The 26,385-nt window shown below is 73.9% G+C and carries 26 protein-coding genes; 14 read left to right on the forward strand and 12 right to left on the reverse strand.

Features of this window, described 5'->3' with window-relative positions; genetic code table 11:
- Positions 1-14: 14 nt before the first annotated feature.
- The 6 genes from ACIQR3_RS06020 to ACIQR3_RS06045 all read left to right on the forward strand — a co-directional run bounded on the left by ACIQR3_RS06020 (position 15) and on the right by ACIQR3_RS06045 (position 7,518).
- Complete coding sequence (locus ACIQR3_RS06020; RefSeq protein ID WP_403534737.1) at positions 15-1,004, forward strand: carbohydrate ABC transporter permease; 990 nt, start codon at positions 15-17, stop codon at positions 1,002-1,004.
- Positions 1,001-1,867: a carbohydrate ABC transporter permease gene (locus tag ACIQR3_RS06025; protein ID WP_403534739.1), complete on the forward strand. Its 867-nt coding sequence runs from the start codon at positions 1,001-1,003 to the stop codon at positions 1,865-1,867. The genes ACIQR3_RS06020 and ACIQR3_RS06025 overlap by 4 nt, the downstream gene beginning before the upstream one ends.
- Positions 1,868-1,914: 47 nt before the next feature.
- Entirely contained in the window at positions 1,915-2,895 is a 981-nt protein-coding gene (locus tag ACIQR3_RS06030; RefSeq protein ID WP_403535456.1) for a hydroxyacid dehydrogenase, read from the forward strand.
- Positions 2,892-4,790 (forward strand): DUF2264 domain-containing protein, encoded by a 1,899-nt coding sequence (locus ACIQR3_RS06035; protein WP_403534742.1) that lies wholly within the window; start codon positions 2,892-2,894, stop codon positions 4,788-4,790. Before ACIQR3_RS06030 ends, ACIQR3_RS06035 begins: the two co-directional genes overlap by 4 nt.
- Before the next feature lie 106 nt (positions 4,791-4,896).
- On the forward strand, positions 4,897-5,154 hold the full coding sequence (locus ACIQR3_RS06040; RefSeq protein WP_403534745.1) for a hypothetical protein: 258 nt from the start codon (positions 4,897-4,899) through the stop codon (positions 5,152-5,154).
- Between the two features lie 99 nt (positions 5,155-5,253).
- Positions 5,254-7,518 carry a catalase gene (locus tag ACIQR3_RS06045; protein ID WP_403534748.1) on the forward strand — a complete coding sequence of 755 codons (2,265 nt, stop codon included), beginning with the start codon at positions 5,254-5,256 and terminating at the stop codon, positions 7,516-7,518.
- A gap of 51 nt (positions 7,519-7,569) precedes the next feature.
- Here the strand turns inward: ACIQR3_RS06045 and ACIQR3_RS06050 are convergent, their stop codons facing one another.
- On the reverse strand, positions 7,570-8,442 hold the full coding sequence (locus ACIQR3_RS06050; RefSeq protein WP_403534751.1) for a diacylglycerol kinase family protein: 873 nt from the start codon (positions 8,440-8,442) through the stop codon (positions 7,570-7,572).
- A 92-nt stretch (positions 8,443-8,534) separates the two neighbouring features.
- Complete coding sequence (locus tag ACIQR3_RS06055) at positions 8,535-8,828, reverse strand: hypothetical protein (protein ID WP_403534754.1); 294 nt, start codon at positions 8,826-8,828, stop codon at positions 8,535-8,537.
- Between the two features lie 135 nt (positions 8,829-8,963).
- Here ACIQR3_RS06055 and ACIQR3_RS06060 point away from each other — a divergent pair, with 135 nt between their 5' ends.
- Complete coding sequence (locus ACIQR3_RS06060; RefSeq protein WP_403534757.1) at positions 8,964-9,329, forward strand: STAS domain-containing protein; 366 nt, start codon at positions 8,964-8,966, stop codon at positions 9,327-9,329.
- Between the two features lie 45 nt (positions 9,330-9,374).
- Here the strand turns inward: ACIQR3_RS06060 and ACIQR3_RS06065 are convergent, their stop codons facing one another.
- The gene (locus tag ACIQR3_RS06065; protein WP_403534759.1) at positions 9,375-9,752 is read right to left on the reverse strand and encodes an ATP-binding protein; all 378 of its coding nucleotides are present in this window, start codon (positions 9,750-9,752) and stop codon (positions 9,375-9,377) included.
- A gap of 414 nt (positions 9,753-10,166) precedes the next feature.
- Between ACIQR3_RS06065 and ACIQR3_RS06070 the strand changes: the two genes are divergently transcribed.
- Positions 10,167-11,384, forward strand: coding sequence for a glycoside hydrolase family 64 protein (locus tag ACIQR3_RS06070; protein ID WP_403534762.1), 1,218 nt, complete (start codon positions 10,167-10,169; stop codon positions 11,382-11,384).
- Between the two features lie 57 nt (positions 11,385-11,441).
- On the opposite strand, the gene ACIQR3_RS06075 is transcribed toward ACIQR3_RS06070, so the two are convergent.
- Positions 11,442-12,776 (reverse strand): endo-1,4-beta-xylanase, encoded by a 1,335-nt coding sequence (locus tag ACIQR3_RS06075; protein WP_403534765.1) that lies wholly within the window; start codon positions 12,774-12,776, stop codon positions 11,442-11,444.
- Between the two features lie 329 nt (positions 12,777-13,105).
- Here ACIQR3_RS06075 and ACIQR3_RS06080 point away from each other — a divergent pair, with 329 nt between their 5' ends.
- On the forward strand, positions 13,106-15,805 hold the full coding sequence (locus ACIQR3_RS06080; protein WP_403534768.1) for a SpoIIE family protein phosphatase: 2,700 nt from the start codon (positions 13,106-13,108) through the stop codon (positions 15,803-15,805).
- Between the two features lie 161 nt (positions 15,806-15,966).
- Here the strand turns inward: ACIQR3_RS06080 and ACIQR3_RS06085 are convergent, their stop codons facing one another.
- Positions 15,967-16,140, reverse strand: a complete 174-nt coding sequence (locus ACIQR3_RS06085; RefSeq protein ID WP_403534770.1) for a CsbD family protein — start codon at positions 16,138-16,140, stop codon at positions 15,967-15,969.
- Between the two features lie 187 nt (positions 16,141-16,327).
- Between ACIQR3_RS06085 and ACIQR3_RS06090 the strand changes: the two genes are divergently transcribed.
- Positions 16,328-16,474: a hypothetical protein gene (locus ACIQR3_RS06090; protein ID WP_215167017.1), complete on the forward strand. Its 147-nt coding sequence runs from the start codon at positions 16,328-16,330 to the stop codon at positions 16,472-16,474.
- A gap of 34 nt (positions 16,475-16,508) precedes the next feature.
- On the opposite strand, the gene ACIQR3_RS06095 is transcribed toward ACIQR3_RS06090, so the two are convergent.
- Positions 16,509-18,056: an MFS transporter gene (locus tag ACIQR3_RS06095; protein WP_403534773.1), complete on the reverse strand. Its 1,548-nt coding sequence runs from the start codon at positions 18,054-18,056 to the stop codon at positions 16,509-16,511.
- A gap of 107 nt (positions 18,057-18,163) precedes the next feature.
- Between ACIQR3_RS06095 and ACIQR3_RS06100 the strand changes: the two genes are divergently transcribed.
- Positions 18,164-19,528, forward strand: coding sequence for an FAD-dependent oxidoreductase (locus ACIQR3_RS06100; RefSeq protein WP_403534776.1), 1,365 nt, complete (start codon positions 18,164-18,166; stop codon positions 19,526-19,528).
- Between the two features lie 122 nt (positions 19,529-19,650).
- On the opposite strand, the gene ACIQR3_RS06105 is transcribed toward ACIQR3_RS06100, so the two are convergent.
- Positions 19,651-20,391 carry a DUF4097 family beta strand repeat-containing protein gene (locus ACIQR3_RS06105; RefSeq protein WP_403534779.1) on the reverse strand — a complete coding sequence of 247 codons (741 nt, stop codon included), beginning with the start codon at positions 20,389-20,391 and terminating at the stop codon, positions 19,651-19,653.
- Positions 20,392-20,482: 91 nt separating this feature from the next.
- Between ACIQR3_RS06105 and ACIQR3_RS06110 the strand changes: the two genes are divergently transcribed.
- Positions 20,483-21,487 carry a helix-turn-helix domain-containing protein gene (locus ACIQR3_RS06110; protein WP_403534781.1) on the forward strand — a complete coding sequence of 335 codons (1,005 nt, stop codon included), beginning with the start codon at positions 20,483-20,485 and terminating at the stop codon, positions 21,485-21,487.
- Between the two features lie 137 nt (positions 21,488-21,624).
- Here ACIQR3_RS06110 and ACIQR3_RS06115 read toward each other — a convergent pair whose 3' ends face one another.
- Genes ACIQR3_RS06115 through ACIQR3_RS06130 form a run of 4 tightly spaced genes read right to left on the reverse strand, consistent with a single transcriptional unit; the run spans position 21,625 to position 23,790 of the window.
- On the reverse strand, positions 21,625-21,999 hold the full coding sequence (locus ACIQR3_RS06115) for a hypothetical protein (RefSeq protein ID WP_215167012.1): 375 nt from the start codon (positions 21,997-21,999) through the stop codon (positions 21,625-21,627).
- Positions 22,000-22,037: 38 nt separating this feature from the next.
- The gene (locus ACIQR3_RS06120; protein ID WP_403534784.1) at positions 22,038-22,577 is read right to left on the reverse strand and encodes a roadblock/LC7 domain-containing protein; all 540 of its coding nucleotides are present in this window, start codon (positions 22,575-22,577) and stop codon (positions 22,038-22,040) included.
- A 38-nt stretch (positions 22,578-22,615) separates the two neighbouring features.
- Positions 22,616-23,395, reverse strand: a complete 780-nt coding sequence (locus ACIQR3_RS06125) for a hypothetical protein (protein WP_403534787.1) — start codon at positions 23,393-23,395, stop codon at positions 22,616-22,618.
- Positions 23,392-23,790, reverse strand: a complete 399-nt coding sequence (locus ACIQR3_RS06130) for a hypothetical protein (RefSeq protein WP_403534789.1) — start codon at positions 23,788-23,790, stop codon at positions 23,392-23,394. The genes ACIQR3_RS06125 and ACIQR3_RS06130 overlap by 4 nt, the downstream gene beginning before the upstream one ends.
- Positions 23,791-24,028: 238 nt before the next feature.
- Here ACIQR3_RS06130 and ACIQR3_RS06135 point away from each other — a divergent pair, with 238 nt between their 5' ends.
- Together ACIQR3_RS06135 and ACIQR3_RS06140 are read left to right on the forward strand one after the other, a co-directional pair.
- Positions 24,029-25,096 carry a YihY/virulence factor BrkB family protein gene (locus ACIQR3_RS06135; protein WP_403534792.1) on the forward strand — a complete coding sequence of 356 codons (1,068 nt, stop codon included), beginning with the start codon at positions 24,029-24,031 and terminating at the stop codon, positions 25,094-25,096.
- A gap of 40 nt (positions 25,097-25,136) precedes the next feature.
- On the forward strand, positions 25,137-25,484 hold the full coding sequence (locus ACIQR3_RS06140; protein ID WP_403534795.1) for a hypothetical protein: 348 nt from the start codon (positions 25,137-25,139) through the stop codon (positions 25,482-25,484).
- A gap of 21 nt (positions 25,485-25,505) precedes the next feature.
- Here the strand turns inward: ACIQR3_RS06140 and ACIQR3_RS06145 are convergent, their stop codons facing one another.
- Positions 25,506-26,300: an SDR family NAD(P)-dependent oxidoreductase gene (locus tag ACIQR3_RS06145; protein ID WP_403534798.1), complete on the reverse strand. Its 795-nt coding sequence runs from the start codon at positions 26,298-26,300 to the stop codon at positions 25,506-25,508.
- Positions 26,301-26,385 lie beyond the last annotated feature (85 nt).

Below are 26,385 nucleotides of genomic sequence, written 5' to 3' on the forward strand. Positions count from 1 at the left end.
GCAGGTGACACCCCATGACCGCGACCACCCACGAACGGGTGCCGGCCGGCACCCCCCGCCCGGCCGTCCCGGACCCCGCCGCCGCCGGCCTGCGCGCCCGCAAGGCGGCCGAGCGCCGTCGACTGGCCGCCTGCGGCGTGCTCATGACGCCGTTCTTCGCGCTGCTGCTGACCGTCTTCCTGATCCCGGTCGGCACCGCCGTCTACCTCAGTTTCTACAGCGACGACCAGCCCGGCCTCGGCTTCGGCCCCGAACGCACCGTCTTCGTCGGCCTGCGCTCCTACGCGGCCGTCCTCACCGACCCGACCTTCCTCGGCGGGCTCGGCACGGTCGCGCTGTACTGCCTGATCTACATCCCGCTGATGGTCGTCGGCGCGCTCGCCCTCGCCCTGCTCCTCGACTCCGGCATGGCCCGGCTGCGCGCCTTCGCCCAGCTCGGCCTGTTCCTGCCGCACGCCGTGCCCGGCATCATCGCGGCGCTGATCTGGCTGTACCTCTACACGCCCGGCATCAGCCCGGTCATCGACCTGTTCGCCCACGCCGACATCACCATCGACTTCTTCGGCGTGCACACCGTGATCCCGTCGATCGTGAACATCGCCTTGTGGAGCAACCTCGGCTACAACATGGTGGTCTTCTACGCCGCCCTGCAGGCCGTCCCCCGCGAGGTGATCGAGGCGTCGGTCGTCGACGGCGCCGGGCCGGTGCGCACCGCGCTCCAGGTCAAGACCCCGCTGGTGCGCGCCTCCATCGTGATGGTGGCCATCTTCACCCTCATCTGGGCGCTCCAGCTCTTCACCGAGCCGATGCTGCTCAGCCAGTCCTCCCCGATGATCAACTCCCGGTTCTCGCCGAGCATGTACATCTACGACGCGGCCTTCAACCGCAACAACTACAGCCTGGCGGCGGCCGCCTCCGTGGTCCTGCTGGCCTGCACCATCGCCCTGTCCTACGGCGTCACCCGCTTCACCGGCCGCGCCGACACCGCCGAGGAGGTCCGATGAGCGCCGTCGGCGGCACCACCCCGCCGCGCCCGAACCTGCTGGGCCGCCTCACCGTCAACGTGGTCGTCGCGGTCTCCGTCCTCTACACGCTGCTGCCGGTGCTGTGGCTGCTGCTGGCCTCCACCAAGACCCGGGACGCGCTGTTCAGCAGCGACCTGCTCTCCTTCGCCGACTTCTCCTTCGTGCAGAACCTCGAGGACCTGTTCGCCATGGACGGCGGGCTGTACGGCCGCTGGTACCTCAACAGCCTGCTGTACGCGGTGCTGGGCGCCGCTGTCGGCGCGCTGGTGAGCGTGGCCTGCGGCTACGCCTTCGACAAGTACCGCTTCCGGCACAAGGAGAAGCTGTTCGGCCTGGTGCTGGCGGCGGTCATGGTGCCGCAGACGGTGCTCGCGCTGCCGCTGTACCTGATGGCCTCCGAGGCGGGCCTGGTGAACACCTTCTGGGCGGTGTTCGTCCCCGTGCTGTTCAACCCGTTCGGGGTCTACCTCGGCCGGATCTTCAGCCGGGGCTACGTCCCCGACGAGGTGCTGGAGGCGGCGCGGGTGGACGGCGCGGGCGAGCTGACCACGTACGCCCGGGTGGCGCTGCGGATGCTCGGCCCCGGGCTGGTCACCGTCTTCCTCTTCCAGCTCACCGCGATCTGGAACAACTTCTTCCTGCCCATGGTGATGCTGTCGAACCAGGACCTCTATCCCGTCAGCCTCGGCCTGTACCAGTGGAACAGTTCCGCCTCGGTCTCGCCGGAGTACTACCCCGTGGTCATCATGGGGTCGCTGCTCGCCGTCGTCCCCCTCATCCTCGCCTTCGTGCTGCTCCAGCGTTTCTGGCGCAGCGGACTGACCGCCGGAGCCGTCAAGTGAGTCCGCACGTCCCTGGTCCCGGCTTCCGGCCCCGCGCGGCCGTGGCCATGTCCCCGGCGGCCGCCGAGGCCGTCCTCGATCCGGAGTCCCGCGCCGCGCTGGGTACGCTCTGCGACCTCGCCCCCTTCCCGGTCCTGGACGACCTGTCCACCCCGCGGGCGAGAGAGGTGCTGGCCGGCGTCGACCTGCTGGTCACCGGCTGGGGGTGCCCGCCGCTGGACGCGGAGGTGCTGCGGGCGGCGCCACGGCTGCGGGCGGTGGTGCACACGGCGGGCAGCGTCCGCGGGCACGTCACCGACGCCTGCTGGGAGCGCGGCGTCGAGGTGTCCTCGGCCGCCGCGGCCAACGCCGTGCCGGTGGCCGAGTACACCCTCGGCATGATCCTGCTCACCGGCAAGCGGGCGCTGGAACAGGCCCGTGCCTACCGGGCGGCCCGCCGGCGCGACGACTGGCTGCGCACCCCGCGCACCGTCGGCAACCACCGCCGTACCGTCGGCATCCTCTCGGCCTCCCTGATCGGCCGCCGCGTCATCGAACTGCTGCGCCCGCACGACCTGGAGGTGCTGCTGCACGACCCGTACGTGTCCGACGCCGACGCGGCCGAACTGGGCGTGGAGCGCGTCGGGCTGGCCGACCTGTTCGCGCGCTGCGACACGGTCAGCGTGCACACCCCGCTGCTGCCCGAGACCCGGGGGCTGGTGAGCCGGGACCTGATCGACGCGATGCCGGACGACGCGGTGCTCATCAACACCTCCCGGGGTCCGGTCGTCGACCAGGACGCGCTGACCGACGCCGTCCGGGCGGGCCGCGTCCGGGCCGTCCTGGACGTGACCGACCCCGAGCCCCTGCCGCCCGACCACCCGCTGTGGGACTGCGAGAACGCGCTCATCACCCCGCACCTCGCCGGTTCCGTCGGCAACGAGTGGCGGCGGCTGGCCGACCTGGCCCTCGCCGAGACCGCCCGCTGGGCGTCCGGCGAGGGATTCCTCCACCCCGTACGACGCGAAAGGCTGGCCTTCCTGGCATGAGCATCCCGTTCGAACTCCCCGCCGAGGACCGCGCGTCCAGCCCGTACACCGGCTACACCCGGGCCCACTGGGAGGCGGTGGCCGACGGGCTGCTGGCCGCCGCCTGGCGCTGGGCCGGCCCGGGCGGCGCCCTGCTCGACCTGCCGGGCCGGCCGTCCCGCTCGGGGGTGCGCTCGGACGGCCTGGAGGGGTACGCCCGTACGTTCCTGGCCGCCGCGTTCCGGGTGGCGGGCGCGGGCGGCGACGATCCGCACGGCTGGCTGGACCGCTACGCCGAGGGCCTCGCCTCGGGCACCCGCACCCCGGGCCGCGACGACGCCGAGTCCTGGCCGCTGATCCTCGACCACGACGTGCAGGGCCAGCCCATGGTCGAGTCGGCCTCGGTCGCCCTGGGCCTGCGGCTGACCGCGCCCTGGCTGTGGAAGCACCTCGACGCGGGCGTCCAGGACCGGGCGGAGGAGTGGCTGCGCGGGGCGCTGCGGCACACCCCGGCGCCCAACAACTGGTACCTCTTCCCGTACACGGTCGCCGGTTTCCTGGAGTCGGTGGGCCGCGGCGACGCCGAGACCGCGGCGGCCCGGCGCCGGGCGCTGGAGCTGCTGGAGGGCTGGTACCGGGGCGGCGGCTGGTACGCCGACGGCGACGGCCGGGCCTTCGACCACTACAACGGCTGGGCGCTGCACCTGTACCCGGTGCTCGACGCCCACCTCGGCGACGACCCGGAGGCCGCCGCGCGGTACGGGGAGCGGCTGCGCGCCCACCTCGACGGCTTCTGTCTGCTGTTCGGCGGGGACGGGGCGCCGCTGCACTTCGGCCGGTCGCTGACGTACCGCTTCGCCGCGTCGGCGGCCGTCGGGCTCGGCGCGCTGACCGGGCACACCCCGCTGGCGCCGGGCGTCTCCCGGCGGCTGGCCAGCGGCAGCCTGCGGTACTTCCTGGACCGCGGGGCGCTGACCGGCGACGGGCTGCTGAGCCTGGGCTGGCACGGCCCGCACGAGGCCGTCCTCCAGTCGTACTCCGGTCCCGCCTCCCCGTACTGGGCGTCGAAGGCGTTCGTGTCGCTGCTGGCGCCGGCGGACCACCCGCTGTGGACGGCGGCCGAGGAGCCGGCCCCGGCGGAGGTGTCCGACCGGGTGCTGGCCCTCCCCTCCCCCGGGCTGCTGGTGCAGGCGACCCGCGCGGACGGGATCGTACGGCTGCACAACCACGGCAGCGACCATGTCCGGCCGCACGAGGGCGAGTCGGCCGCCGAGGACGACCCGCACTACGGGCGGCAGGCGTACTCGACCCGGACCGGGCCGACGGCGCCCGGGAACGTCGCCGACAACCACCTGTCGGTGGAGGTGGCCGGCCGGCCGAGCGTGCGGCGTCGTATCGAGCCGCTCGGCGCCGGGCACGGTGACGGCTGGGGCTGGGCGGCGTCCCGGCACCGGCCGGTCTTCGCGAGCGGGCCCCCGATGGTGCCGGGGCTGCGGGTGGACAGCGTGACCGTCGTGCGCGGCGCGTACGAGCTGCGGGTGCACCGGGTGGCCGGGGCGCCCGCCGGGAGCCGGGTCACCCAGACCGGGTGGGCCACCGGTCCCGACGAGCCCCTCGTCTCGTCGCTGCACGCGCTGCACGGCTTCGACCCGGAGCCCGAGCCGCTGCGTGCCCCGCAGGGCACCGCGTACACCCGCTGGGCGCGGGTGCCCCGCCTCGCCGGTCCGGCGGTCGGCACGTCCCTGCACGTCTGTCTGGCCGCCCTCACCGCCGCGCCGGGGCCGGGGCCGCTCGCGGAGGCCGTCACGGAGTTCACGGCGGACGGCACGACCGGCGTCGAGCTGGCCTGGGCCGACGGCGGCGGGCGCACCAAGGTCTCCTTCGATCCGCTCCGGGTGACGCACGAGGCGGGCTGAACCGCCCCGGGCGGGCGGGTGTCCCCCGCCCGCCCGTGTCCGGTCGCGGCCCGCGCCCGGGGCCGTGAGGCTGGTACGGCACGGGTCACCGGAGCCGGGAGCTGCCATGCACAAGTCGTCCTGCGCGCTGGTCGCGGCGCTGGCCGTCGTCCTCGTCTTCCCCGTTCCGTCGGCGGACGCCGCCGCGCTGCCGCGCGCCCCCGGTGACGTCACCGCCGTCGAGTGCCTGCGAGGCGGCGGGTCGCTCCTCGTGGAGTGGGACGGGCAGGGCGGGTTCACCCGGCGGTGCCAGGGCGGCGTCCACGACGGCGAGACGCTCGTCCCCCGCCCCGTCTCCCCGCTCGCCGCCGAACCGGGGCGCTGATCCCGGCATCCGTGGGTACCCGCCGCGCGGCCGGGGACGCGTGGCCCCGGCCGTGACGACAACGACCGGCCGCCGGCCGACATCGGAGGAATGAGACGTATGAGCGAGGCCAACCCCCTCAAGCGGGTAGCCGGCAAGGTCAGCGACGCCCTGCGGGGCGACGGACCGGCAGACGGCGTCCCCGGCAAGCCGGGACCCGAGTCGCCGGCCGTCGCCGAACCCACCGAGCCCCGCGAGCCGCTGCCGCCCAAGGCCGACCAGAGCGGCCCGGACACCGTGTCGCCCACCGGGCAGCCGACCGGCGCCGACCAGGCGCGCAACGCGCAGTCCGGGGCGTATCTGACGGACGCGCAGGGCACGCGGCTGTACGACACCGATCACTCGCTCAAGGCCGGTCCGCGCGGCCCGGTGCTGCTCCAGGACCACCATCTGCGCGAGAAGATCATGCACTTCGACCACGAGCGCATCCCGGAGCGCGTGGTCCACGCCCGGGGCGCGGGCGCGCACGGCACCTTCCGCAGCTACGGCACCGCGGCGAACGTCACCAAGGCGGCGTTCCTCGGGCCGGACGTGGAGACGCCGGTGTTCACGCGGTTCTCCACGGTGGTGGGTTCGCGGGGCTCCTCCGACACCGTGCGGGACACCCGCGGCTTCGCGACGAAGTTCTACACCAGCGAGGGCGTCTTCGACCTGGTCGGCAACAACATCCCGGTCTTCTTCATCCAGGACGCCATCAAGTTCCCGGACGTCGTGCACGCCGCGAAGCCGCACCCGGACCGGGAGATCCCGCAGGCGCAGAGCGCGCACGACACGTTCTGGGACTTCGTCTCGCTGCACACCGAGGCGACCCACCACACCATCTTCTTCATGGGCGACCGGGGCATCCCGCGCTCCTACCGGATGATGGAGGGCTTCGGCGTCCACACCTTCCGGCTGGTGAACGCCGCGGGCGAGACGACGCTGGTGAAGTTCCACTGGAAGCCGAAGCTGGGCGTGCACTCCCTGGTGTGGGACGAGGCGCAGCTCATCAACGGCGTCGACCCGGACTTCCACCGCCGGGACCTGGCCGACGCCATCGAGGCGGGCGCCTACCCGCAGTGGGAGCTGGGCATCCAGACCTTCCCCGACACCCCGGAGCAGACCTTCGAGGGCATCGACCTGCTGGACCCGACCAACCTGGTGCCCGAGGAGCTGGCGCCGGTGCAGCCGGTCGGACTGCTGACCCTGGACCGCAACCCGTCGAACTTCTTCGCCGAGACCGAGCAGGTCGCCTTCCACGTCGGCCACCTCGTCCCCGGCATCGACGTCACCGACGACCCGCTGCTCGCGGGCCGGCTCTTCTCGTACCTGGACACGCAGATCACCCGGCTCGGCGGCCCCAACTTCCCGCAGCTGCCGATCAACCGGCCGCACGCGCCGGTCAACGACATGCTGCGGGACGGCATGCACCAGACGGCGGTCCACCGGGGCGTCGCGCCCTACCGGCCCAACTCCCTGGACGGGGGCTGTCCGTTCACGGCCGGAGCGGACGCCGGGGCGTTCGTCGAGGCGCCGGTGCGGGTGCCGGAGAGCCGCAAGGTGCGCGAGGCGCCCGAGTCGTTCGCGGACCACTTCAGCCAGCCCCGCCGGTTCTGGCTGAGCATGAGCCCGGTGGAGAAGGAGCACATCGTCGGCGCCTACACCTTCGAACTGGGCAAGTGCTACGAGCAGGCGGTCCGGGAACGCACCCTCCAGGTGCTGGCCAACATCGATCCCGAGCTGTGCGAGCAGGTCGCCACGGGGCTCGGCCTGCCTGCGCCGGCACCGACGGTGCCGCTGGCCGACGTGGAGCCCAGCCCGGCCCTCTCCCAGATCGGGCGGACCTGGCCCACCGAGGGGCGGGTGATCGGCATCGTGACCGGCGGGGACGACCTGGACGGGGTCGCGGCCGTACGGGAGGCGGTGCTGGGCGCGGGCATGGTCCCGCTGGTCGTCGCGCCCACCGGCGGCACGCTCGGCGACGGCGCGCTGACCGTGCAGCGGACCTTCGTGACGGCGCGTTCGGTGGAGTTCGACGCCGTGCTGCTGGCCGGGGTGCCCGGTGTGGGCAGCGACGCGTACACCGCGCGGGACGCCAAGTCCGACCCGGCGCCCGCGGGTCCGGCCGTCACCGATCCGCGGGTGGCGCTGCTGCTGTCGGAGGCGTTCCGGCACGGCAAGGCGATCGGTGTCTGGGCGGGCGGCGAGGCGGCGCTGGAGGCGTCCGGGGTGCCCGCCGACGCGCCGGGCGTCGTCCTGGCCACCTCCGGGACCTCGGCCCTGGAGCAGGTGACCGGGCTCCTGGGCAGCCACCGGGTGTGGGAACGCTTCACCACGCAGGTCTGAGGCAGCGGCGGCGGGTGCTGTCCGGCGGGCACGGCGGGTCCGGTACGGGTCTCAGTACAGGACGCCCAGTGCCCCGGGCAGCACCCGGGCCGTGACCGGCAGCACGGCGTCGACCTCGCCGTCGGCGCCGTAGGGCACGTTCCGGTCGGCCTCGATGCGTATCTCCCGGCCGCGCAGGACCCGTACCTGGGGCCGGTGGACGTGGGTGCCCGCGTCCAGTTCCCGCATCAGGGCGAAGAACAGCCTGCGCGGGGTGTGCCGGACCATGACGACGTCCAGCAGGCCGTCGTCGACCCGGGCGCCGGGCGCGATGCGGCGGCCCGAGCCGTAGTAGCCGGAGTTGGCGGCCACCACCGTGTAGCCGCGGCACAGGTGTTCCTCGCCGTCGACGGTGACGCGGTAGCCGGCCGGGCTCCAGCCGGCCACGGCACGCAGCGCGCCGGCGTAGTACGAGGCGGTGCCGCGCAGCAGCCGGGCCCGGTTGGCGTGCCGGTTGGCGACCGCGTCGACGCCCGCGTAGACGCTGCCCAGCACCACGGTGCGGTCGTGGACGGCGGAGGTCAGCTCGACGGTGTCGACGGGGCGCGGCTCGCCGTGCAGGAGCAGGCGGGCGAGTGCGCCGGGGGAGGCGGGGAGCCGGAGGGCGCGCGCGAAGTCGTTGCCGCGTCCGGAGGGAACGAGGCCGAGCGGGGTGCCGGTCCCGCTGAGGGCCCCGCCGACGGCTCCGACGACGCCGTCCCCGCCGACGGCGAGCACGGCTCTGCCGCGCAGCCCGGCCCGCCGGGCCAGTTCCCCGGCGTGCGCGAGGTCCCGGCTGTACTCCGTCTCCAGCCCGGCCCCCGCCGCGCGCAGCAGCGGAGCCAGGCGGTGCAGGGTCGCGGCCCCGCCCGCGGCCGGGTTGACGACGGCGGTGAACTGGCGCATCGGTGTGCCTTCCGGGCTGACGGACGGTGCCGCACAGTTCTCTCATGGCGGTCCGTGCCGGAAGGCGGGCGGGGTCCTGGCCGGGCAGGGGCCTAGCCGGGCGGGGCCGCCCCGTCGCCGCCGTCCGGCCGCAGGGCCCGGCCCACCTCCGCCTCCACCTCGCGGGGCGTCTGCCCGTGCCGCCTGACGTACTCGGCGAGCGCGGTGCGCCAGTCGCGGTCGAGGTCGCGCCAGGCCCGGACGGCGGTCTCGTAGGTACTGGACTGCCGCGGGGTCCACTGCTGCTGGGTGGGCGGACCGTACGCGTCACGCAACTGTTCGACCCGGCTCTGCGCCAGGTCCGCCGCGCGCCGCTTGTGCACGAGTTCGTCGAATGTGTACGCCACGGGAGAAGACCCTAGTCACGGCGGGACTCCCGCGCGCGTCGAACCGGTCCTCCACAAGTTGCCCACCAAGGGCCCTCGGACCCTTAACATCATGGTCACCAACCATGGCCGGACCTGCACGAGAAGTGAGGAAGCGTGTCGGACACCGAGGGAGCGGCGGTGCCTGAGCGGCTGCTGATCACCCGTACCACCACGGACGACGGCGTCTGTGTCGTCACCCTCGCGGGCGAAGTGGATCTCGACGGCAGCGCCCAGCTGCGCGACGTACTGCTGTCGGGCCTGGAGGGTGCCCGGGGCACGGTGGTCGATCTGGCGGACGTGGGCTTCATGGACTCCAGCGGCATCAACGTGTTCATAGCGGCGCACCAGGCGGCGGAGGCCGGCGGCGGCTGGCTGCGGCTGGCCGCCCCCCGGCAGGCCGTCCGGCGGGTGCTCCAGCTCGTCGGCGTGGACATCCTGATCGCCTGTTATCCGACGGTCGAGCAGGCACTCGCCGACTGACGGCGGCGGGGCCGGCGGCCCTCACGTCGGCAGCGGGGCCGGCCCTCACGACAGGGGAAGCCGCGCGTACACGGTCTTCCCCTGGGCGTGCGGCTTGGTGATCACCTCGTCGCACAGCCGGGTCACGATCTCCAGCCCGTGCCGCCCGACCCGCAGCGGGTCGCGGGGCAGGAACGTGGGGAAGCCCTCCCCGGTGTCCGACACCGCGATCTCCACCTGGTCCTCCACCAGGGTCAGCACCAGCCGGCAGGGGCCCGGCGCGTGCCGCAGGGCGTTGGTGACCAGCTCGCTGGTGACCAGGCGCGCGGCGTCCAGGAACTCGGCGGACGTCGTCACCCCCGCCTCGGCGAGCCGTCCGACGAATCCCTGGACGATGTCGCGGGAGGCGGGGATCCTCGCCGATCCGCCCCTGAAGTCCACCACCGTGGACAGGACGGACGAACCCGCGGCATCGGGTCTGCGCGCCGGAGTCATACAGAGCCTCACCGTCCGGTCCGGGGCCGAGTAGCGGAAGCAGAAGCCCGCGGCACCTCACGATACGCAGCGAACGGGCGCTTGCGATTCGCTTGCCGCAACTCGCGCCCGTTCCGCGGTTTTTCCGGACACCGCCGAGGTGTGCCGCTCCGGTCCCCGGGCAGAAGGGCGGCGCGGGCTGCTCCGCGTTCCTGTCCCGGTACGTATCAGGAGCAGCCCGCGCACGCGGACCAGCCCACACTGTTGACATGGGCACACCCCACCGGCACTCTGAGAGCGCTCTCAACAGGTCCGGACCAACACGTTCCACCCTCCCCCCACGTCTCCGCGGTCCTGTCCCCAGGACCCGTACGGAGGTTGCGCATGTTCAGAGGACTCCACAGACGACTCCGGCACCGGATCGCCGCGACGGCGACCGCCCTGGCCACCACCGTGGCGGGCGCCCTCCTCGCGACCGGTGCCGCCGCCCCCGCCGACGCAGCGGTCCCCGCGACGATCCCCCTCCAGATCACCAACGACTCCGGCCGCTCCGGGCCGCTCTACGTCTACAACCTCGGCACCGAGCTGTCGACGGGACGGCAGGGCTGGGCCGACGCGAGCGGCGCCTTCCACGCCTGGCCCGCGGGCGGCGCCCCGCCCGTCCCGGCCCCCGACGCCTCGATCTCCGGACCGGGTCCCGGGCAGTCCACGACGATCCAGATCCCCAAGTTCTCCGGACGGATCTACTTCTCGTACGGCCAGAAGCTGGTGTTCCAGCTGGCCACCGGCGGTCTGGTGCAGCCCGCCGTGCAGAACCCGAGCAATCCGAACCGCGACATCCTCTTCAACTGGTCGGAGTACACGCTCAACGACTCCGGGCTGTGGATCAACAGCACCCAGGTCGACATGTTCTCGGCGCCGTACGCGGTCGGCGTGCAGCGCGCCGACGGCACGACGGTGACCACGGGACACCTCAAGTCCGGTGGTTACAACGGCTTCTTCGACGCGCTGCGGGCGCAGTCCGGCGGCTGGTCCGGTCTGATCCAGACGCGTGCCGACGGCACCGTGCTGCGGGCGCTCTCCCCGCTGTACGGCGTGGAGACCGGCGCCCTGCCCGCCTCGGTGATGGACGACTACATCGACCGCGTCTGGCAGAAGTACGCCACCTCGACGCTGACGGTCACCCCGTTCACGGACCAGCCGGCCGTCAAGTACTACGGCCGGGTCACGGGTGGCGTCATGAACTTCACCAACAGCTCGGGCACCGTCGTCACCAGCTTCCAGAAGCCCGACGCCGGCAGCGTCTTCGGCTGCCACCGGCTGCTGGACGCCCCCAACGACCAGGTGCGCGGCCCCATCTCCCGCACCCTGTGCGCGGGCTTCAACCGGTCCACGCTGCTGACCAACCCGAACCAGCCGGACACCTCCGCGGCCGGCTTCTACCAGGACGCGGTGACCAACCACTACGCCCGCGCGGTCCACGACCGGATGGCGGACGGCAAGGCGTACGCCTTCGCCTTCGACGACGTCGGCAACCACGAGTCGCTCGTGCACGACGGCAGCCCGGCCAAGGCGTTCCTGACGCTGGACCCGTTCAGCTGATCCGTTCCCCCGGGGCGTACCGGACGGTGCGCCCCGGGGCCTGCGGCCGCCCGGGTCTCAGGAGGCCGCGCAGGTGCCGACCGCCGGCACCGCGCCGCTGCCGTTCTTCGCGACGGTGAAGCCGAAGCTGGTCGAGGCACCGGCCGCCAGGCTCCCGTTCCAGCTGGGCTCGACGGTCATCACGTTGCCGCTGCCGTCCCAGGTGGCCGTGGCGTTCCAGACGGCGGTGACCTGCTGCGGCGCCGTCAAGGTGACGGTCGTCGTCCAGCCGCTGATCGCCGAGTCGCCGGCGGTGATGGTGACCTTGCCGTTGTAGCCGTCGTTCCACTGCGCGTCCGTGCTGTACGTGGCCGTGCAGGCGGCACCGCCACCGCCGCCCCCTCCGCCGCCGGTGCCCCCCAGCGCGGCCAGGACGGCGTCGTAGGCCGGCTTCGCGGCGTAGTCCGCGTCGAACAGCAGCGGGGTGCCGCCGCTGCGCCAGGAGTACTTGTCGGTGACGCCCCAGACGGTGATGCCCGTGCAGCGGCTCACCGCGAGGCACGCCTTGACCACGGTGCCGTAGCTGGCGGCCTGGGCGGTGCCGGAGCCCTCGATGTCCAGTTCCGTGATCTGCACGTCGACGCCGAGGTCGGCGAAGCGCTGGAGGTTGGCCTGGTAGTCGGCCGGGACCGGGGAGGCGCTGTTGAAGTGGGACTGGAAGCCGACGCAGTCGATGGGCACGCCCCGGGCCTTGAAGTCCTTGACCATGGCGTAGACGGCATCGCTCTTCGCGTTGACGCCGTCGGTGTTGTAGTCGTTGTAGCAGAGCTCGGCGGCCGGGTCGGCGGCGCGGGCGGTGCGGAACGCCTCCTCGATGAAGCCGTCGCCCAGCTTGTCCTGGAACGGGGAGCTGCGGCGGGCACCGCTGGAGCCGTCCTGGAAGGCCTCGTTGACCACGTCCCAGGAGTGGATCTCCCCCTTCCAGTGGGTCATGAGCTGGGTGATGTGGTCGTTCATCGCCGCGCGCAGGTCGGCGGCGGCGAGGGTGCTCACCCAGGACGGGAGCTGGGAGTGCCAGACGAGGGTGTGGCCGCGGACGTCCATGCCCCGGCCCTGGGCGTGGCTCACGATCTGGTCGGCGGACGTGAAGGTGAAGCCGCCCCGGGTGGGCTCGGTGGCGTCCCACTTCATCTCGTTCTCGGGCGTCACGGAGGTGAACTCGCGGTCCAGGGTGGCGGCGTAGTCGGACTCGCCGAGGTGGTTCGCCGCGACGGCGGTGCCGAAGTAGCGGCCCTGGCCGGCCGCCGCCGAACCGAGCGTGTCGGCGGCCTCGGCGGTGTGCGCGGCGGCCGCCAGGGCCGTGGCGGCGACCAACCCGGCCGTCGCGGCTCTCAGTACGCGTGTCAGGTACATGACATTCCCTTCGGCGAAGAGACGGGCGACTCGATACTTTCGACCTAATTTCCGAATGTCGCGGTGGAGGTTACGGATTCGAGGCGTCCGGGTCAACGGCCGTCACCCGCGCGGATTCGCGGAGGACGGTGACATGCTGCGAACCCGTTACGGGGAATGCGGGGTCCGAAACATTCGGAACGGTGCCATCGCCCGGGCGCATCACCCGGACGGGCGTACCGGCGCCCGCCCGCCGGGCGACCGCGTACCGGCCGTGGCGGGCGCTGTCGGCAGGCCGCCCCCGGGAACGTCTGTCGCCCCATCCGGCCCCGCAGGGTAGACATGGACATATGGTCCGACTCCCGGGCGGATCGGAAGCCCGGCCCACCCGCAGTCCCGGCCGGCTCCGTCGCGCACCGGCCCCGGGGCTGCGGTCCGCACTGTCCCGGCGCAGCCTGGCCGGGCAGGTGTTCCTCCTGCAAGTGGCCGTGGTGCTGCTGCTCGTGCTGGCCGCGGTGGTCGCGCTGGTGCTCCAGGCCCGCAACGACAACAGCACGGAAGCCCGCAACCGCTCGGTCGCCGTGGCCGGGGCCTTCGCCAACTCCCCCGGGATCGTCCAGGCGCTGCGCGCCCCCGACCCCACGGCGGCGCTGCAGCCGAGGGCCGAGGCCGCCCGCAAGGCGGCGGACATGGACTTCGTCGTCGTGATGAACACCGACGGAGTCCGCTACACCCATCCGGAACGGGACCGCATCGGCCGCGAGTTCGTCGGCACCATCGGCCCCGCCCTGGCCGGACGCACCGTGACCGAGGAGATCGAGGGCACCCTCGGCCCGCTGACCCAGGCCGTGGTCCCCGTGGAGACGTCCGACGGCACCGTCGTGGGCCTGGTGTCGGCCGGCATCACCACCGACCGCCTGGGCGGCGCCGTCCACCGCCAGCTGCCGCTGCTGCTGGGCACCGCCGCGGCGGCGCTGGTGCTGGCCACGGCCGGCACGGCGCTGGTCAGCAGACGGCTGCTGCGCCAGACCCACGGCCTGGGACCGGACGAGCTGGCCCGGATGTACGAACACCACGACGCGGTGCTGCACTCCGTCCGGGAAGGGGTGCTGATCGTCGGCGGCGAGGGCACGCTGCTGCTCGCCAACGACGAGGCGCACCGCCTGCTCGACCTGCCCGCCGACGCCGAGGGACGCCGGGTGCGCGACCTCGGCCTCGACCCCGGCACCGCGCGGCTGCTGGCCTCCGGACGGGTCGCCACGGACGAGGTGCACCGGGTCGGGGAACTGCTGCTGGCGGTCAACCAGCGCCCCACGGACATCCGCGGCGGGCCGCCCGGCAGCGTCGCCACGCTGCGCGACTCCACCGAGCTGCGCGCCCTGTCCGGCCGGGCCGAGACCACCCGGGAACGCCTGGACCTGCTCTACGACGCCGGCGTGGGCATCGGCACCAGCCTGGACGTCACCCGCACCGCCGAGGAGCTGGCCCGGCTGACGGTGCCGCGGTTCGCGGACTTCGCCACCGTGGACCTGTCCGACGCCGTGCTCACCGGGGGTCCGCCGGAGCCCGGGCGCCCGCTGCGGCGGACCGCGGTCGGCGGGCTCGCGACGGACACCGCGCTCTTCGCGCCGGGCCGGCAGATCGACTTCGTCGGCTCCACACCGCAGGCGGCCGCCCTGCGCACCGGCCGCGCCGTCCTCGAACCGGACCTGAACCGGGCCCGCGGCTGGCAGGCGCAGGACCGGGAGCGCGCGGCGCGGCTGCTGGAGCACGGCGTCCACTCGCTGGTCGCCGTGCCGCTGCGGACGGGCGCCCTGACGCTCGGGGTGGTCACCTTCTGGCGGGCCGGGAGGCCGGAGCCGTTCGACGCGGACGACCTCGCGCTCGCCGAGGAGCTGGTGGCGCGGGCCGCGGTCTCCATCGACAACGCCCGCCGCTACACCCGCGAGCACGGCCTGGCGGTGACCTTGCAGCGCAGCCTGCTGCCCCGCACGCTGCCCGAGCAGAACGCCCTGGAGATCGCCTACCGGTACCTGCCCGCGCGGGCCGGGGTGGGCGGTGACTGGTTCGACGTACTGCCGCTGTCCGGAGCGCGGGTCGCGCTCGTGGTGGGGGACGTCGTCGGCCACGGGCTGCACGCCGCGGCGACGATGGGGCGGCTGCGGACGGCGGTGCACAACTTCTCCGCGCTGGACCTGGCGCCCGACGAACTGCTCGCCCTGCTGGACGAGCTGGTCGCCCGTATCGACCAGGACGAGGAAGCGGCCGGAGACAGCGCCCCGGTCACCGGCGCGACTTGCCTGTACGCGATCTACGACCCGGTCTCGCGCGGCTGTACGGTCGCCCGGGCCGGCCATCCGCCGCCGGCCCTGGTCCACCCCGACGGCCGGGTCGAGTTCGTGGACGTACCGGCGGGTCCGCCGCTCGGGCTGGGCGGGCTGCCCTTCGAGGCGACTGAGCTGCGGCCGGCCGAGGGCAGCCGGCTGGTGCTCTACACCGACGGGCTGATCGAGGACCGGGAGCAGGACATCGACGTGGGGCTGGACGAGCTGCGGGGCGCCCTGGCGGCGGCCGGGCCCTCGCCCGAGGAGACCTGCCGGGCCGTGCTCGACGCCCGGCTGACGGACCGGCCGGGCGACGACATCGCCCTGCTCGTCGCCCGTACCCGGGCGCTCGGCGCGGACCGGGTCGCCGAGTGGCCGGTGCCCGCCGACCCGGCCGCCGTCGCCGGGATACGGGGCCAGGTGACGCGGCGGCTGTCCGCGTGGGGGCTGGAGGAGCTGGCGTTCACCACCGAACTGATCCTCAGCGAACTGGTGACCAACGCGATCCGGCACGGGGCGGAGCCGATCCGGGTCCGGGTGCTGTACGACCGCAGCCTGATCTGCGAGGTGGCCGACAGCACCAGCACCGCACCGCACCTGCGGTACGCGGCCATGACCGACGAGGGCGGACGCGGCCTGTTCCTCGTCGCCCAGCTCGCCGAACGCTGGGGCACCCGCTACACCCCCTCGGGCAAGGTCATCTGGGCGGAACAGCCGGTGCCGTGACCGCTGTGCCGTAACCGCTGTGCCGTAACCGCTGTGCCGTAACCGCTGTGCCGTGACCGCTGTGCCGTGACCTCACGGAAAGCCCCGGCGCCCGTGCGGGCGCCGGGGCTCGGCCGCCGTCGGCGAGGCGCACCCGTGCGGAGCACGGGGCGCGCGGCGGGTCAGTGCCGGAAGGCGTCCTTCGCCTTCTCCTTGGCCTGGCGGGCGTCGCCCTTCGTCTGGTCGGCGCGGCCCTCGGCCGTCAGCCGCTCGTTGCCGACGGCGCGGCCCACCGCCTCCTTGGCCTTGCCCTTGGTCTGTTCCGTCCTGGCCTTGGACTTCTCGGTGCCTGCCACGGTCGTTCTCACCTCTGCGGTCTCGTCGTTCGCGGATCGTCCGGGAACCCTCCGGGTTTCCCGCTCCCCGGCCGGGAAACCCCGGCGGGCCGCCGGGTGAGAGCGGGGCCGGGGCGGGTAGGCGGGTTCTGCGCGGGCGTCCCGCCCGCCGGGAAGACCACAGCGCAAAGACCACAGGAGGAACGTGATGGCCGCACTGCTGGAGAGGATCAAGCGGTACGCGCGCAGTCCGCAGGGGCGCCGGACGGCGGAGCAAGTGCGCCGGGCCGCCGCGGACCCGCGCCGCCGGGCACAGGCCCAGGGGCTGCTGCGCCGGTTCGGGAAGCGCCATTGAGCCCCGGCTGATCCGGCCGACCGGACCGGCCGGATCAGCTCCGGGTCGCGTGGGTGTGGCCGTGGGCCGTCTCCGCCGGGCCGCGCCGGTCCCGGCCGGCGCGGTCCCGCCGCCAGTCCGCGACGGCGACGGCCAGCGCGCACAGCATGAAGGCGACGCCGCTGCCGACGGAGACCGCCACGGCGTCGCGGTAGTTGTCGTGGGTGCCGGTCAGCACCAGGTAGAACAGACCGGGCAGCGCGGCCGTGCCCACGGCCCCGCCGAGCCGCTGCCCCGTCTGCATGGCACCGCCGGCGGCGCCGGCCATGCGGACCGGGACGTCGCGCAGCGTCATGGTGACGTTCGGGGAGATGACGCAGCCGCTGCCCAGGCCCCCGAGGAACAGCAGCGGGGCGGCGGCGAAGGCGGCGGAGTCCGCGGGCGCCAGCCACAGCACCAGTGCCGTACCGCCCAGCCCGGCCATGACGGCGACCAGTCCGCAGACGGTCAGCAGCCGCCCGAACCTGCCCACCAGGCGCCCCGCCACCGCGGCGGCACCGGCGGAGCCCGCGGCGAACGGGGTCACCGCCAGCCCCGAGCCGAGCGGTGAGTAGCCCAGCCCGTTCTGGAAGAACAGCGCGAAGACCAGCCAGACGCCGCTGAAGCCGACGAAGTACAAGGTGGCCAGGCTCGCACCGGTGGCGTAGCCGCGGGTCGCCGTGAACAGCCGGGGGTCGAGCAGCGGGTCGCCGTCCCGGGCCGCGACCCGGCGTTCCCACCCGACAAAGCCCACGAGGATCAGCAGCCCCACCGGGAACAGCCACCACAGGCTGGCCAGCCCGCCGGCCTCGGCCAGCACCAGCGGCAGCATCACCGCGAGGATGCCGGTGCCCAGCAGCGCCACCCCCGCCGGGTCGAGGCGGCCCCGGCGTCCGGGGGCCACCCGGGGCAGCAGCCGCCAGCCGAGCACCAGGGCGACCAGCCCGACCGGCACATTGACGTAGAAGATCCAGCGCCAGCCGTCGGGGCCGTCGGCGAGGGCGAGGATCAGTCCGCCCACCACCGGCCCGACGGCGCTGGAGACGCCGACGGTGGCGCCGAAGAGCCCGAAGGCCCGGCCGCGCTCGGCGCCCTGGAACAGCTGCTGGATGAGGGCGGTGTTCTGCGGGGACAGGGTGCCCGCGGCCACGCCTTGGGCGAGCCGGGCGACGACGAGGAGCGCGACCGTGGGCGCCGCGCCCGCCGCCGCGCTGCACACCACGAAGGCGGCCAGGGCGATCAGGAAGACCCGCCGCCTGCCGAAGGCGTCGCCCAGCCGCCCGGCGGTCACCAGGGTCAGGGCGAACGCCAGCGCGTACCCGGAGACGACCCACTGCACGGACGCGGCGGAGGCGTCCAGCTCCCGCTGCATGGACGGCAGGGCCACGGCGACGATCGTGACGTCCAGCAGGGTCATGAACCCGGCGGCCAGGGTGGCCCACAACGCCCGCCAGCGGTTCGGATCGTTCACGGGGACTCCCTCCACCGGTCCGGTCTCCGCCTTGGTGTCTGCGTCACCGGTCACCGAAACCCGGGCGGTCCAAACAACCCGTAAGGGACTCATAAGCGGGCCTTATGGGCCCATAGACCGGACCCGCGTACCCACTTAGGGTCCCCTTAGCTTAGGCTTCCCGTCGAGTCGATCTGTCACCGCTCGAAGGGAAACCGCACATGCCCCGCCCTCTGCGGGTAGCCATCGTCGGATCCGGTCCCGCCGGAATCTACGCCGCCGACGCCCTGCTCAAGTCCGAAGTGGCCGCCGAGCCCGGCGTGTCCATCGACATCTTCGAGCGCATGCCCGCTCCGTTCGGGCTCATCCGCTACGGCGTCGCTCCCGACCACCCGCGGATCAAGGGCATCATCACGGCCCTGCACCAGGTGCTGGACAAGCCGCAGATCCGCCTCTTCGGGAACGTGGACTACCCGACCGACATCAGCCTGGACGATCTGCGCACCTTCTACGACGGTGTGATCTTCGCCACGGGCGCCACGGCCGACCGCGACCTGTCGATCCCCGGCGTCGACCTCGACGGTTCCTACGGCGCCGCCGAATTCGTCGCCTGGTACGACGGCAACCCGGACTTCCCGCGCACCTGGCCGCTGGAGGCCGAGAAGGTCGCCGTCCTCGGCGTCGGCAACGTCGCCCTGGACATCGCCCGCGTCCTCGCCAAGACCGCGGACGAGCTGCTGCCCACCGAGATACCCCCGAACGTCTACGAGGGCCTGAAGGCCAACAAGGCGCTGGAGGTCCACGTCTTCGGCCGCCGCGGCCCGGCGCAGGCGAAGTTCAGCCCGATGGAGCTGCGGGAGCTGGACCACTCCCCCAACATCGAGGTCATCGTCGACCCCGAGGACATCGACTACGACGACGGCTCGATCGCCACCCGGCGCGGCAACAAGCAGGCCGACATGGTCGCCAAGACCCTGGAGAACTGGGCGATCCGCGACGTCGGCGACCGGCCGCACAAGCTGTTCCTGCACTTCTTCGAGTCGCCGGCCGAGATCCTCGGCGAGGACGGGAAGGTCGTCGGCCTGCGCACCGAGCGCACCGAGCTGGACGGCACCGGCAACGTCAAGGGCACCGGCAAGTTCACCGACTGGGACGTCCAGGCCGTCTACCGCGCGGTGGGCTACCTGTCGGACAAGCTGCCCAAGCTGCCCTGGGACATCGACTCCGGCACGGTCCCGGACGAGGCCGGGCGGGTCATCGAGGAGTCCGGCGAGCACCTGAAGTCGACGTACGTCACCGGCTGGATCCGGCGCGGCCCGATCGGTCTGATCGGCCACACCAAGGGCGACGCCAACGAGACGGTGGCCAGCCTGCTGGACGACTTCGCCAACGAGCGGCTGCACACGCCCTCCGCGCCCGGCCCGGAGGCCGTCGACGCCTTCCTGGCGGAGCGGGGCGTCCGGTTCACCACCTGGGAGGGCTGGTACAGGCTGGACGCGGCGGAGAAGGCGCTGGGCGAGCCGCAGGGCCGCGAGCGCGTCAAGTACGTCGAGCGCGAGGACATGCTGCGCTGGAGCGGTGCCTGAGCGACCGCCCGACCGGGGCCCCGGCCCCGCGTGACCGGACCGACCGGCCCCCGGAAGCCTGCCTTCCGGGGGCCGGTCGCGTGCGGTGGGGGGCGGTCGCCCGTGGCCGGGGGGTACGAAGATCAGGCGCGCGCGGCGGTGACGTCGCCGTTGACCGTGGTGAGCCGGATCGCGCGGCCGGCCGTGTCGTGGGTGGTGGGCAGGTCGACCGAGGTGCTGCCGTTGTCGGCGGCCGCCCTGACGCGGTAGGCGGGCGCGCCGGCCGGCAGGGTGAGACGGACCGAGCCGTTGACCGTGGTCCCGCCGACGCCTGCCGGTGCCGTCGCGCAGGCGAGGGTCACGTCGCCGTTCACCGTCCCGGCGCGGAGCTTCCCGGCGCGCAGCGCGTCGGCGCGGACCGAGCCGTTGCGGGTGACCAGCCGTACGGGGCCGTCGTCCGCCCCGGAGCGGGTGACGGCGATGTCGCCGTTGACGGTCGTCAGGTCCAGGGCGCCGGCGATCCCGGCGGCGTCGATGCCGGCGTCGCGCGCGCGGACGGTGACCGAGACCCCGTCGGGTACGTCCACCCGTGGCATCCGGGGACACCGTCCGTCGCGTTCCGCGCAGTCCAGGTCGAGCACGCCGGTGTCGTCCCGGCGGGTCCAGCGGTGGCCGGCCCGGTCGTCCACGCCGACCTCGCCGCCGCTGCCGGGCCGCAGGGTCACCCCGTGGTCCGTGGTGATGACGAGGTCGCCGCCGGCCGGCACCCGGAGCGCGGCCCGCGCGTCCGGCAGGTCGTCGCCGCCCCCTCCTCCCCCGCATCCCGCCGCGCCGGAGACGAGCGCGAGGACCAGTGCCGCGCGGGCCGCTGTCGTCGGTCTCATGCCGGACCGGCTTCCCCGCCCTGGACGGGACATGGCCCCCGGGGCCCGTGCGAGACTGCGGAACGCGGGGCGTGGCGGGGGAGGGCGGCACATGCTGGTGACGGAGTTCAGCACGGAGACGGTGGCGGCGCCTGAGCGGTTCGCCCTGTGGGAGGAGACCACGGCGCGGTCGCACCTGCGCAACCTGATGCGCAGCGACGACCAGGACGACTTCCGCGCCCGGATGCTGCTCCTCGACCTGGGTGACGTACAGGTGTCCGGTCTGGCCTACCCGCACCTGGGCATCGCGCGGACGGCGAGACTCGTACGGCAGTCCGATCCCGAGATGTACCAGGTCAACTGTTTCATCGACGGGCACGGGACCGTCCGCCTGGGCCGGAGCGAGACGGCGCTGCGCACCGGTGACCTGGTGCTGATGGACAGCAGCAGTCCCTATCGGGGCGATGTCCGGGCCGATCCGGGCAGTTGGTCGCACCTGACCGTGCAGTTCCCCCGCGGGCTGCTGCCGCTGCCGGAGCGGACGGTGCGGGACCTGCTCGCCGTCCCGGTCGACGGACGTCACGGCATGGGCGGCATGCTGGTCTCCTGGCTCACCGGTCTCACCGCGCGCGCCGCCGAGTTCACCCCGGCGGACGCCCCCGCCCTCGCCTCGGTCACCCTGGACCTCCTGGCGTCCGCACTCGCCCGGTCACCGGAGGCCCAGGGGACGCTGACCCCCGAGACCCGGCGGCGTGCCCTGCGGATGCGGGTGAACCAGTTCGTCGAGCGGCATCTCGCCGATCCGGAACTGACGCCCCGGACGATCGCGGACGCCCACCACATCTCCCTGCGCACGCTCCAGCAGTTGTTCGCCGAGGCGGAGGAGTCGCCGGCCGCCTGGGTGCGGGCCCGCCGGCTGGAGCGCTGCCGTCTCGACCTGGCCGACCCGCGCCTGGGCGCGCGTCCGGTGCGGGCGGTCGCCGCCCGCTGGGGGTTCACCGACCCGGCGCACTTCAGCCGCCTGTTCCGGGCCGCCTACGGGATGCCGCCGCGGGACTACCGGAACGCGGCGTACCGGGAGGGGCGCGCGGATCGACAAGAGTCCCGCGCGCGATGACAAGGCAGTGGGCGCCCGCCCCGGGCATGCTGGTCGCGGGCCGGCCGCTCCGGGCAGGGGGAACCCGGGGCGGCGCCCTGTTTCCGGCGCTTCGCGCCGACGGGCCGGCGACCGCGTGGTCGCCGGCCCGAGCCGGTTCAGACCTCCAGTTCGGTCTCGATGCGGCGCAACTGGTGGCGGGCCATCGCCAGGTTCGCCCGGCTCGCGTCGAGCACCAGGTAGAGGAAGAGGCCGTTGCCACCGCGCCCCTTGATCAGGCGGATCAGGTGGTACTGGCTGCTGAGCGTGATCAGGATGTCCTCGATCTCCTCCTTCAGGCCGAGGAGTTCCATCGTGCGCAGCTTCGCCCGCACGACGTCGGTGTTGCCGGCGGCGGCGACCTCCAGGTTGAAGTCCTTGGTGCCGCCCAGGGTGCCGAGCGCCATGCCGCTCGTGTAGTCGACGAGCGCGGCGGCCGAGGCCCCGTCGATGACGCTGAGGCATTCCTTGAGCGAGGTTTCCAGGTTGGCCATGAGTCGATTTCCTTCCGGATGTGACCGTTCGGGTCGGTTCAGGTCGGCCGGCGCTGACCGCCGGCCTGGGGACGGGGCGGATGGGTGGGCCGCTGCGGGGTGCGCACCGGCAGGGTGCCGATGGGACGGGCGAGGTCGGCGGGGGTCACGGCGGGTCCGCCGGAGCCGGACCGGTCCTCGTCGGCATGGGCGGTTCGGGCGGTACGGGTGTGGCCGGCGACCAGTTCGCCGATCCGCGCGCCGCTGCGCCGGCCCTCCAGGTGCAGCCGGCCCACGTTGACGCGGCCCTCGGCGAGCAGGGTGAGGACGGCGGCCGGACCGGCCGCGTAGGTGGCGACGTAGCCCTCGGCGCCACGCAGCAGCAGTTCGCGGAAGTCGCCGCGGCCGGTGGCGTCCGCCGTGCGGTGGGCGACGCCGAGGGCCGCGGCGGTGAGCGCGGCGAGGCCCTCCGGTTCGGTGCCCGGCGCGTCGTGGGCGAGGACCAGTCCGTCGACGGTGGCCGCGAGGGAGCCGGTGAGCTGGGGCACGTGGTGGCGCAGGCGGTGCAGTTCGGCCAGGACGTCGCTCTCGACGGCCATGAGCAGTCTCCTTTCGGCACGCTGGCGACGCGCGCGGATCACAGGGCCTCCAAGGCGTCTCGGAGCCGTCGCAGCAGGGCGGCGTCGGGGTCGTCCCAGGCGGCCCCGTACGGATCGGGGGCGGCCCGGGTGTCCTGCGCGGGGACGCGCGGGGCGGTGGTGACGAGCCCGTCGGCGGCCAGGCGGCGCAGTTCGACGAGGGTGTGGTACGTACGGCAGGCGAGGGTCTCCGCGATGGCGGCGGCGGTGCGGACGCCGTCGACCAGGGCGAGGACCCGTCCGCGCCGGGGCGGCAGACCGGCGGGCTCCGCGCCGGCCGCGCGCGCGAGCGGGGCGACGTCGACGAGGGGGTCGGGCCATATGGCGTGCAGCAGGTCCCGGCGGCGCCGGGACTCGCGGACCACGGTGTCCACCGGGACCGGGCGGACCACGCCGAGCCAGTGCCCGGCGCCCGGCCGGAAGCGGTGCGCGCGCCCGTCGTGGGCGAGGGCGAAGTAGGCCGCGTCGAACAGCGCGCCCAGGTGGCACAGCTCCAGCGCGCCGGCGGCGAGCCGCCCGTCGTCCACCAGCCGGCGGCCCACCCGGTGCCGGGCGCCGTCCCGGTCGATCGCCTCCCACCAGCCGTCCTCGGTGAGGGCCCCGCCGCGGACCAGCAGGACGCCGAGGTCGGGGGTGTGCGCGGACTCGACGTGCGCCACCCGGCCCGCCGTGAGGTAGAAGACGCCCCGCTCCCCGGTCAGGGCACCGGTGGCTCCCTCGGCGGCCAGCGCGCCCAGCGCGGCCGAGGTGGTGTCGTGCGCGGTCCAGGTCGTCGTCATCCGAGCACCAGCCGCCCCGCCATCTCGCCCAGCCGGATGCGGGCCAGGGCCAGGTTGCCGTCGTTGCGGTCCAGCCACAGGTGCAGGAACACGGTGCTGTCGAAGGGGGTGCTGACGAACCGGATCAGGTGGTACGCGTCCCCGGTCGTGACGATCATGTCCTCGACGGGTGAGGTCCCGGCGTCCGCGCCGTGCGGGCCGCCCGGCGCCAGCGCACCGCTCTCAGCGGCGTGCCGGGCCAGCTCCGCGGTCACCGCGGCCGTCGCCTCCGCGTCGCCGCCCGGCGCCTCGCCCACCGCGCCCAGGGCCAGTCCGCTGATCCAGTCGACCAGCCACGCCCCGCGCGCGCCGGGCAGGCGCATCGCCTCCAGCAGGCTCTCGTCTATTCCGGGCACGCCGAAACCCCTCCCGCACGGCAGCACCGTCAACGTGACGGGGACACTACGGAAAGTGCGCGCGCCGGGTGGAGGCTTTGGCATTTTCCAGAGGAACGTGCGTCCGGTACGTCATACTGCGGGTCTCCACGCCCGTTCGCGGCCCGCCCAGGCGCGGACCCCGATGGCGGACCCCGATGGCGGACCCCGATGGCGGACCCGGATGCGTGTCCGGTGCCGGACGGGCTACTCGGGCTCCATGGCCCGACTCCACATGCCCCACCGCGGGAAACACACATCAGGTCAGGACGGTGCCCCCGCCGCACGGGACGCCGGCGAGGACTTCGGCCCGGACACCGCCACCGAGCGCGCCGCGCCGGACTCCCCCACCGAGCTGCCGAAGCGCTCCTGGTCGGCGCTGCTGCGGCGGGTGGTGAAGGAGTTCAAGGACGACGAACTCACCGACCGCGCCGCCGCCCTCACCTACTACGGGATCCTGTCCCTCTTCCCGGCCCTGCTGGTGCTGGTCTCCCTGCTCGGCATCGCCGGGCGGTCGGCCACCCAGGAGGTCCTGGACAACGTGCAGAAGCTCGCCCCGGGACCGGCGCGGGACATGCTGTCCGACGCGATCCGGCAGTTGCAGGGCCAGGCCGGGCTCGGCTCGGTACTGGCGGTGGTCGGTCTGGCCGGCGCCGTCTGGTCGGCGTCCGGCTATGTAGCCGCCTTCATCCGCTCGGCCAACGCCGTCTACGACGTCCCCGAGGGGCGCCCGGTGTGGAAGGTGCTGCCGCTGCGGGTGATCCTGACTGTGGTGCTGCTGGTGCTGGCCGTGGCCAGTGCGCTGATCGTGGTGTTCACCGGCTCGCTGGCCGAGCAGGCGGGCACCGCGCTGGGCATGGGCGACACCGCGGTGACGGTCTGGTCGATCGCCAAGTGGCCGGTCCTGGTCCTGCTGGTGGTCATCATGATCGCGATCCTGTACTGGGCCACCCCCAACGCCCGGGTGCGCGGCTTCCGCTGGATCACGCCGGGCAGTCTGGTGGCCCTGCTGATCTGGCTGGTCGCCTCCGCCGGGTTCGCGTTCTACGTGGCGAACTTCGGCTCGTACAACAAGACCTACGGAACCCTGGCCGGCGTGATCATCTTCCTGGTCTGGCTGTGGGTGACCAACCTGGCCATCCTGCTGGGCCTGGAGTTCGACGCCGAGCTGGCCCGGCAGCGCGTCATCGACGGCGGCCACCCCGCCGACCGGGAGCCGTACGTCGAGCCGCGCGACACCCGGGCCTGGGACGAGGCGGACCGGCGGCGCGCGGATCCGCGGGAGTGAACCCGCTCATGGCCCGGAGCCGGGCGGGTACGCGGACGGCATGACCGATCAGCGCAGAACCCCCGAACCCGAGCACCGGGACGAGGCCGTCTCCCCGGAGTCGGAGAAGCGGCGCGCCGCGTCCCGCCCGTTCAGCCGGCCCGCCCCCGAGCGGCGCCCCCATGTGCGGGCCACCCGGCACATCAGCCGTGAGGAGGCCGACGCGGACAGCGTCCCCGGCGTGCCGGGCGGCTACGGCACCACCGGCGGCGGCCAGCCCGGCGGCGGCCGGAGCACCCCCCGGCCGCACGCCGACACCGCCGACGAGGCCGGCGTCACCGACATCGTCGGCGGCCGGGAGCCGCACCCGGACCGCCCGAACCGCGGCGGCGGCACGGACCGCGAGTAGCGGACCCCGGCTGTCAGGCCGTCACGGCAGGATGGAGTCGACGTACCCGCCGTCGACGCGGACCGCCGCGCCGGTCGTGGCGGACGCCTGCGGCGAGCTGAGGTACACCACCAGGTTGGCGATCTCCTCCGGCTCGATCAGCCGCTGGATCAGCGACTGCGGGCGGTGCTCGCGCATGAAGACGCGCTGGGCCTCGTCCCAGGGCACGTCGCGGTCGACCAGCTGGTACACGAAGTCCTCGACGCCCTCGGTGCGGGTGGGCCCGGCGATCACCGAGTTCACCGTGACACCGCTGCCGGCGGCCTCCTTGGCGAAGCCGCGGGAGACCGCGAGCAGCGCCGTCTTGGACATGCCGTAGTGGATCATCTCCGCCGGGATGACGACGGACGAGTCGCTCGCGATGTACAGCACCCGTCCCCAGCCCCGGTCCCGCATCCCGGGGAGGCAGGCGCGGGTGAGCCGGACGCCCGCGAGGACGTTGATCTCGAAGTAGCGGCGCCACTCGTCGTCGCTGATCTCCAGCGCGGGCGCGGCGCCGAAAACGCCGAGGTTGTTGACGAGGATGTCGACGTCGGGCAGCGCCTCGACCGCCCGGTCCGCGCCCTCCTCGGTGCCCAGGTCGGCCGCCACCGGCACGAACTCGCCGTCCGGCACCTGCTCCCGCAGCGCGGCGACGCTCTTGTCCAGGCGTCCGGCGTCGCGCCCGTTGACGCCCACCCGGGCGCCGGCGCGGGCCAGCCCCGCGGCGATCGCCGCGCCGATGCCCTGGGAGGATCCGGTCACCAGCGCGGTCCGTCCGCCGAGGTCGAGTTTCATCAGGTCGCTCCTTCGGGTGCCGTACGGTCGTCCGCTGTGCTTGTGCCCACCGCCGCCCGGGTTCCACGCCACCTCGCCCGGCCGC

It is taken from the genome of Streptomyces sp. NPDC090994, from assembly GCF_044768905.1.
Taxonomy (GTDB): domain Bacteria; phylum Actinomycetota; class Actinomycetes; order Streptomycetales; family Streptomycetaceae; genus Streptomyces.

Excerpts from the sequence above, each read along its gene's own strand:
- ACIQR3_RS06040 (WP_403534745.1), top strand. The coding sequence starts at position 4,897 with ATGCACAAGTCGTCCTGCGCGCTGGTCGCGGCGCTGGCCGTCGTCCTC.
- ACIQR3_RS06045 (WP_403534748.1), top strand. The coding sequence starts at position 5,254 with ATGAGCGAGGCCAACCCCCTCAAGCGGGTAGCCGGCAAGGTCAGCGAC.
- ACIQR3_RS06025 (WP_403534739.1), top strand. The coding sequence starts at position 1,001 with ATGAGCGCCGTCGGCGGCACCACCCCGCCGCGCCCGAACCTGCTGGGC.
- ACIQR3_RS06035 (WP_403534742.1), top strand. The coding sequence starts at position 2,892 with ATGAGCATCCCGTTCGAACTCCCCGCCGAGGACCGCGCGTCCAGCCCG.
- ACIQR3_RS06030 (WP_403535456.1), top strand. The coding sequence starts at position 1,915 with ATGTCCCCGGCGGCCGCCGAGGCCGTCCTCGATCCGGAGTCCCGCGCC.
- ACIQR3_RS06135 (WP_403534792.1), top strand. The coding sequence starts at position 24,029 with ATGGCCCGACTCCACATGCCCCACCGCGGGAAACACACATCAGGTCAG.
- ACIQR3_RS06075 (WP_403534765.1), bottom strand. The coding sequence starts at position 12,776 with ATGTACCTGACACGCGTACTGAGAGCCGCGACGGCCGGGTTGGTCGCC.
- ACIQR3_RS06020 (WP_403534737.1), top strand. The coding sequence starts at position 15 with ATGACCGCGACCACCCACGAACGGGTGCCGGCCGGCACCCCCCGCCCG.
- ACIQR3_RS06110 (WP_403534781.1), top strand. The coding sequence starts at position 20,483 with ATGCTGGTGACGGAGTTCAGCACGGAGACGGTGGCGGCGCCTGAGCGG.
- ACIQR3_RS06050 (WP_403534751.1), bottom strand. The coding sequence starts at position 8,442 with ATGCGCCAGTTCACCGCCGTCGTCAACCCGGCCGCGGGCGGGGCCGCG.
- ACIQR3_RS06125 (WP_403534787.1), bottom strand. The coding sequence starts at position 23,395 with ATGACGACGACCTGGACCGCGCACGACACCACCTCGGCCGCGCTGGGC.
- ACIQR3_RS06145 (WP_403534798.1), bottom strand. The coding sequence starts at position 26,300 with ATGAAACTCGACCTCGGCGGACGGACCGCGCTGGTGACCGGATCCTCC.
- ACIQR3_RS06095 (WP_403534773.1), bottom strand. The coding sequence starts at position 18,056 with ATGAGTCCCTTACGGGTTGTTTGGACCGCCCGGGTTTCGGTGACCGGT.
- ACIQR3_RS06080 (WP_403534768.1), top strand. The coding sequence starts at position 13,106 with ATGGTCCGACTCCCGGGCGGATCGGAAGCCCGGCCCACCCGCAGTCCC.
- ACIQR3_RS06100 (WP_403534776.1), top strand. The coding sequence starts at position 18,164 with ATGCCCCGCCCTCTGCGGGTAGCCATCGTCGGATCCGGTCCCGCCGGA.
- ACIQR3_RS06105 (WP_403534779.1), bottom strand. The coding sequence starts at position 20,391 with ATGAGACCGACGACAGCGGCCCGCGCGGCACTGGTCCTCGCGCTCGTC.
- ACIQR3_RS06115 (WP_215167012.1), bottom strand. The coding sequence starts at position 21,999 with ATGGCCAACCTGGAAACCTCGCTCAAGGAATGCCTCAGCGTCATCGAC.
- ACIQR3_RS06140 (WP_403534795.1), top strand. The coding sequence starts at position 25,137 with ATGACCGATCAGCGCAGAACCCCCGAACCCGAGCACCGGGACGAGGCC.
- ACIQR3_RS06070 (WP_403534762.1), top strand. The coding sequence starts at position 10,167 with ATGTTCAGAGGACTCCACAGACGACTCCGGCACCGGATCGCCGCGACG.
- ACIQR3_RS06090 (WP_215167017.1), top strand. The coding sequence starts at position 16,328 with ATGGCCGCACTGCTGGAGAGGATCAAGCGGTACGCGCGCAGTCCGCAG.
- ACIQR3_RS06120 (WP_403534784.1), bottom strand. The coding sequence starts at position 22,577 with ATGGCCGTCGAGAGCGACGTCCTGGCCGAACTGCACCGCCTGCGCCAC.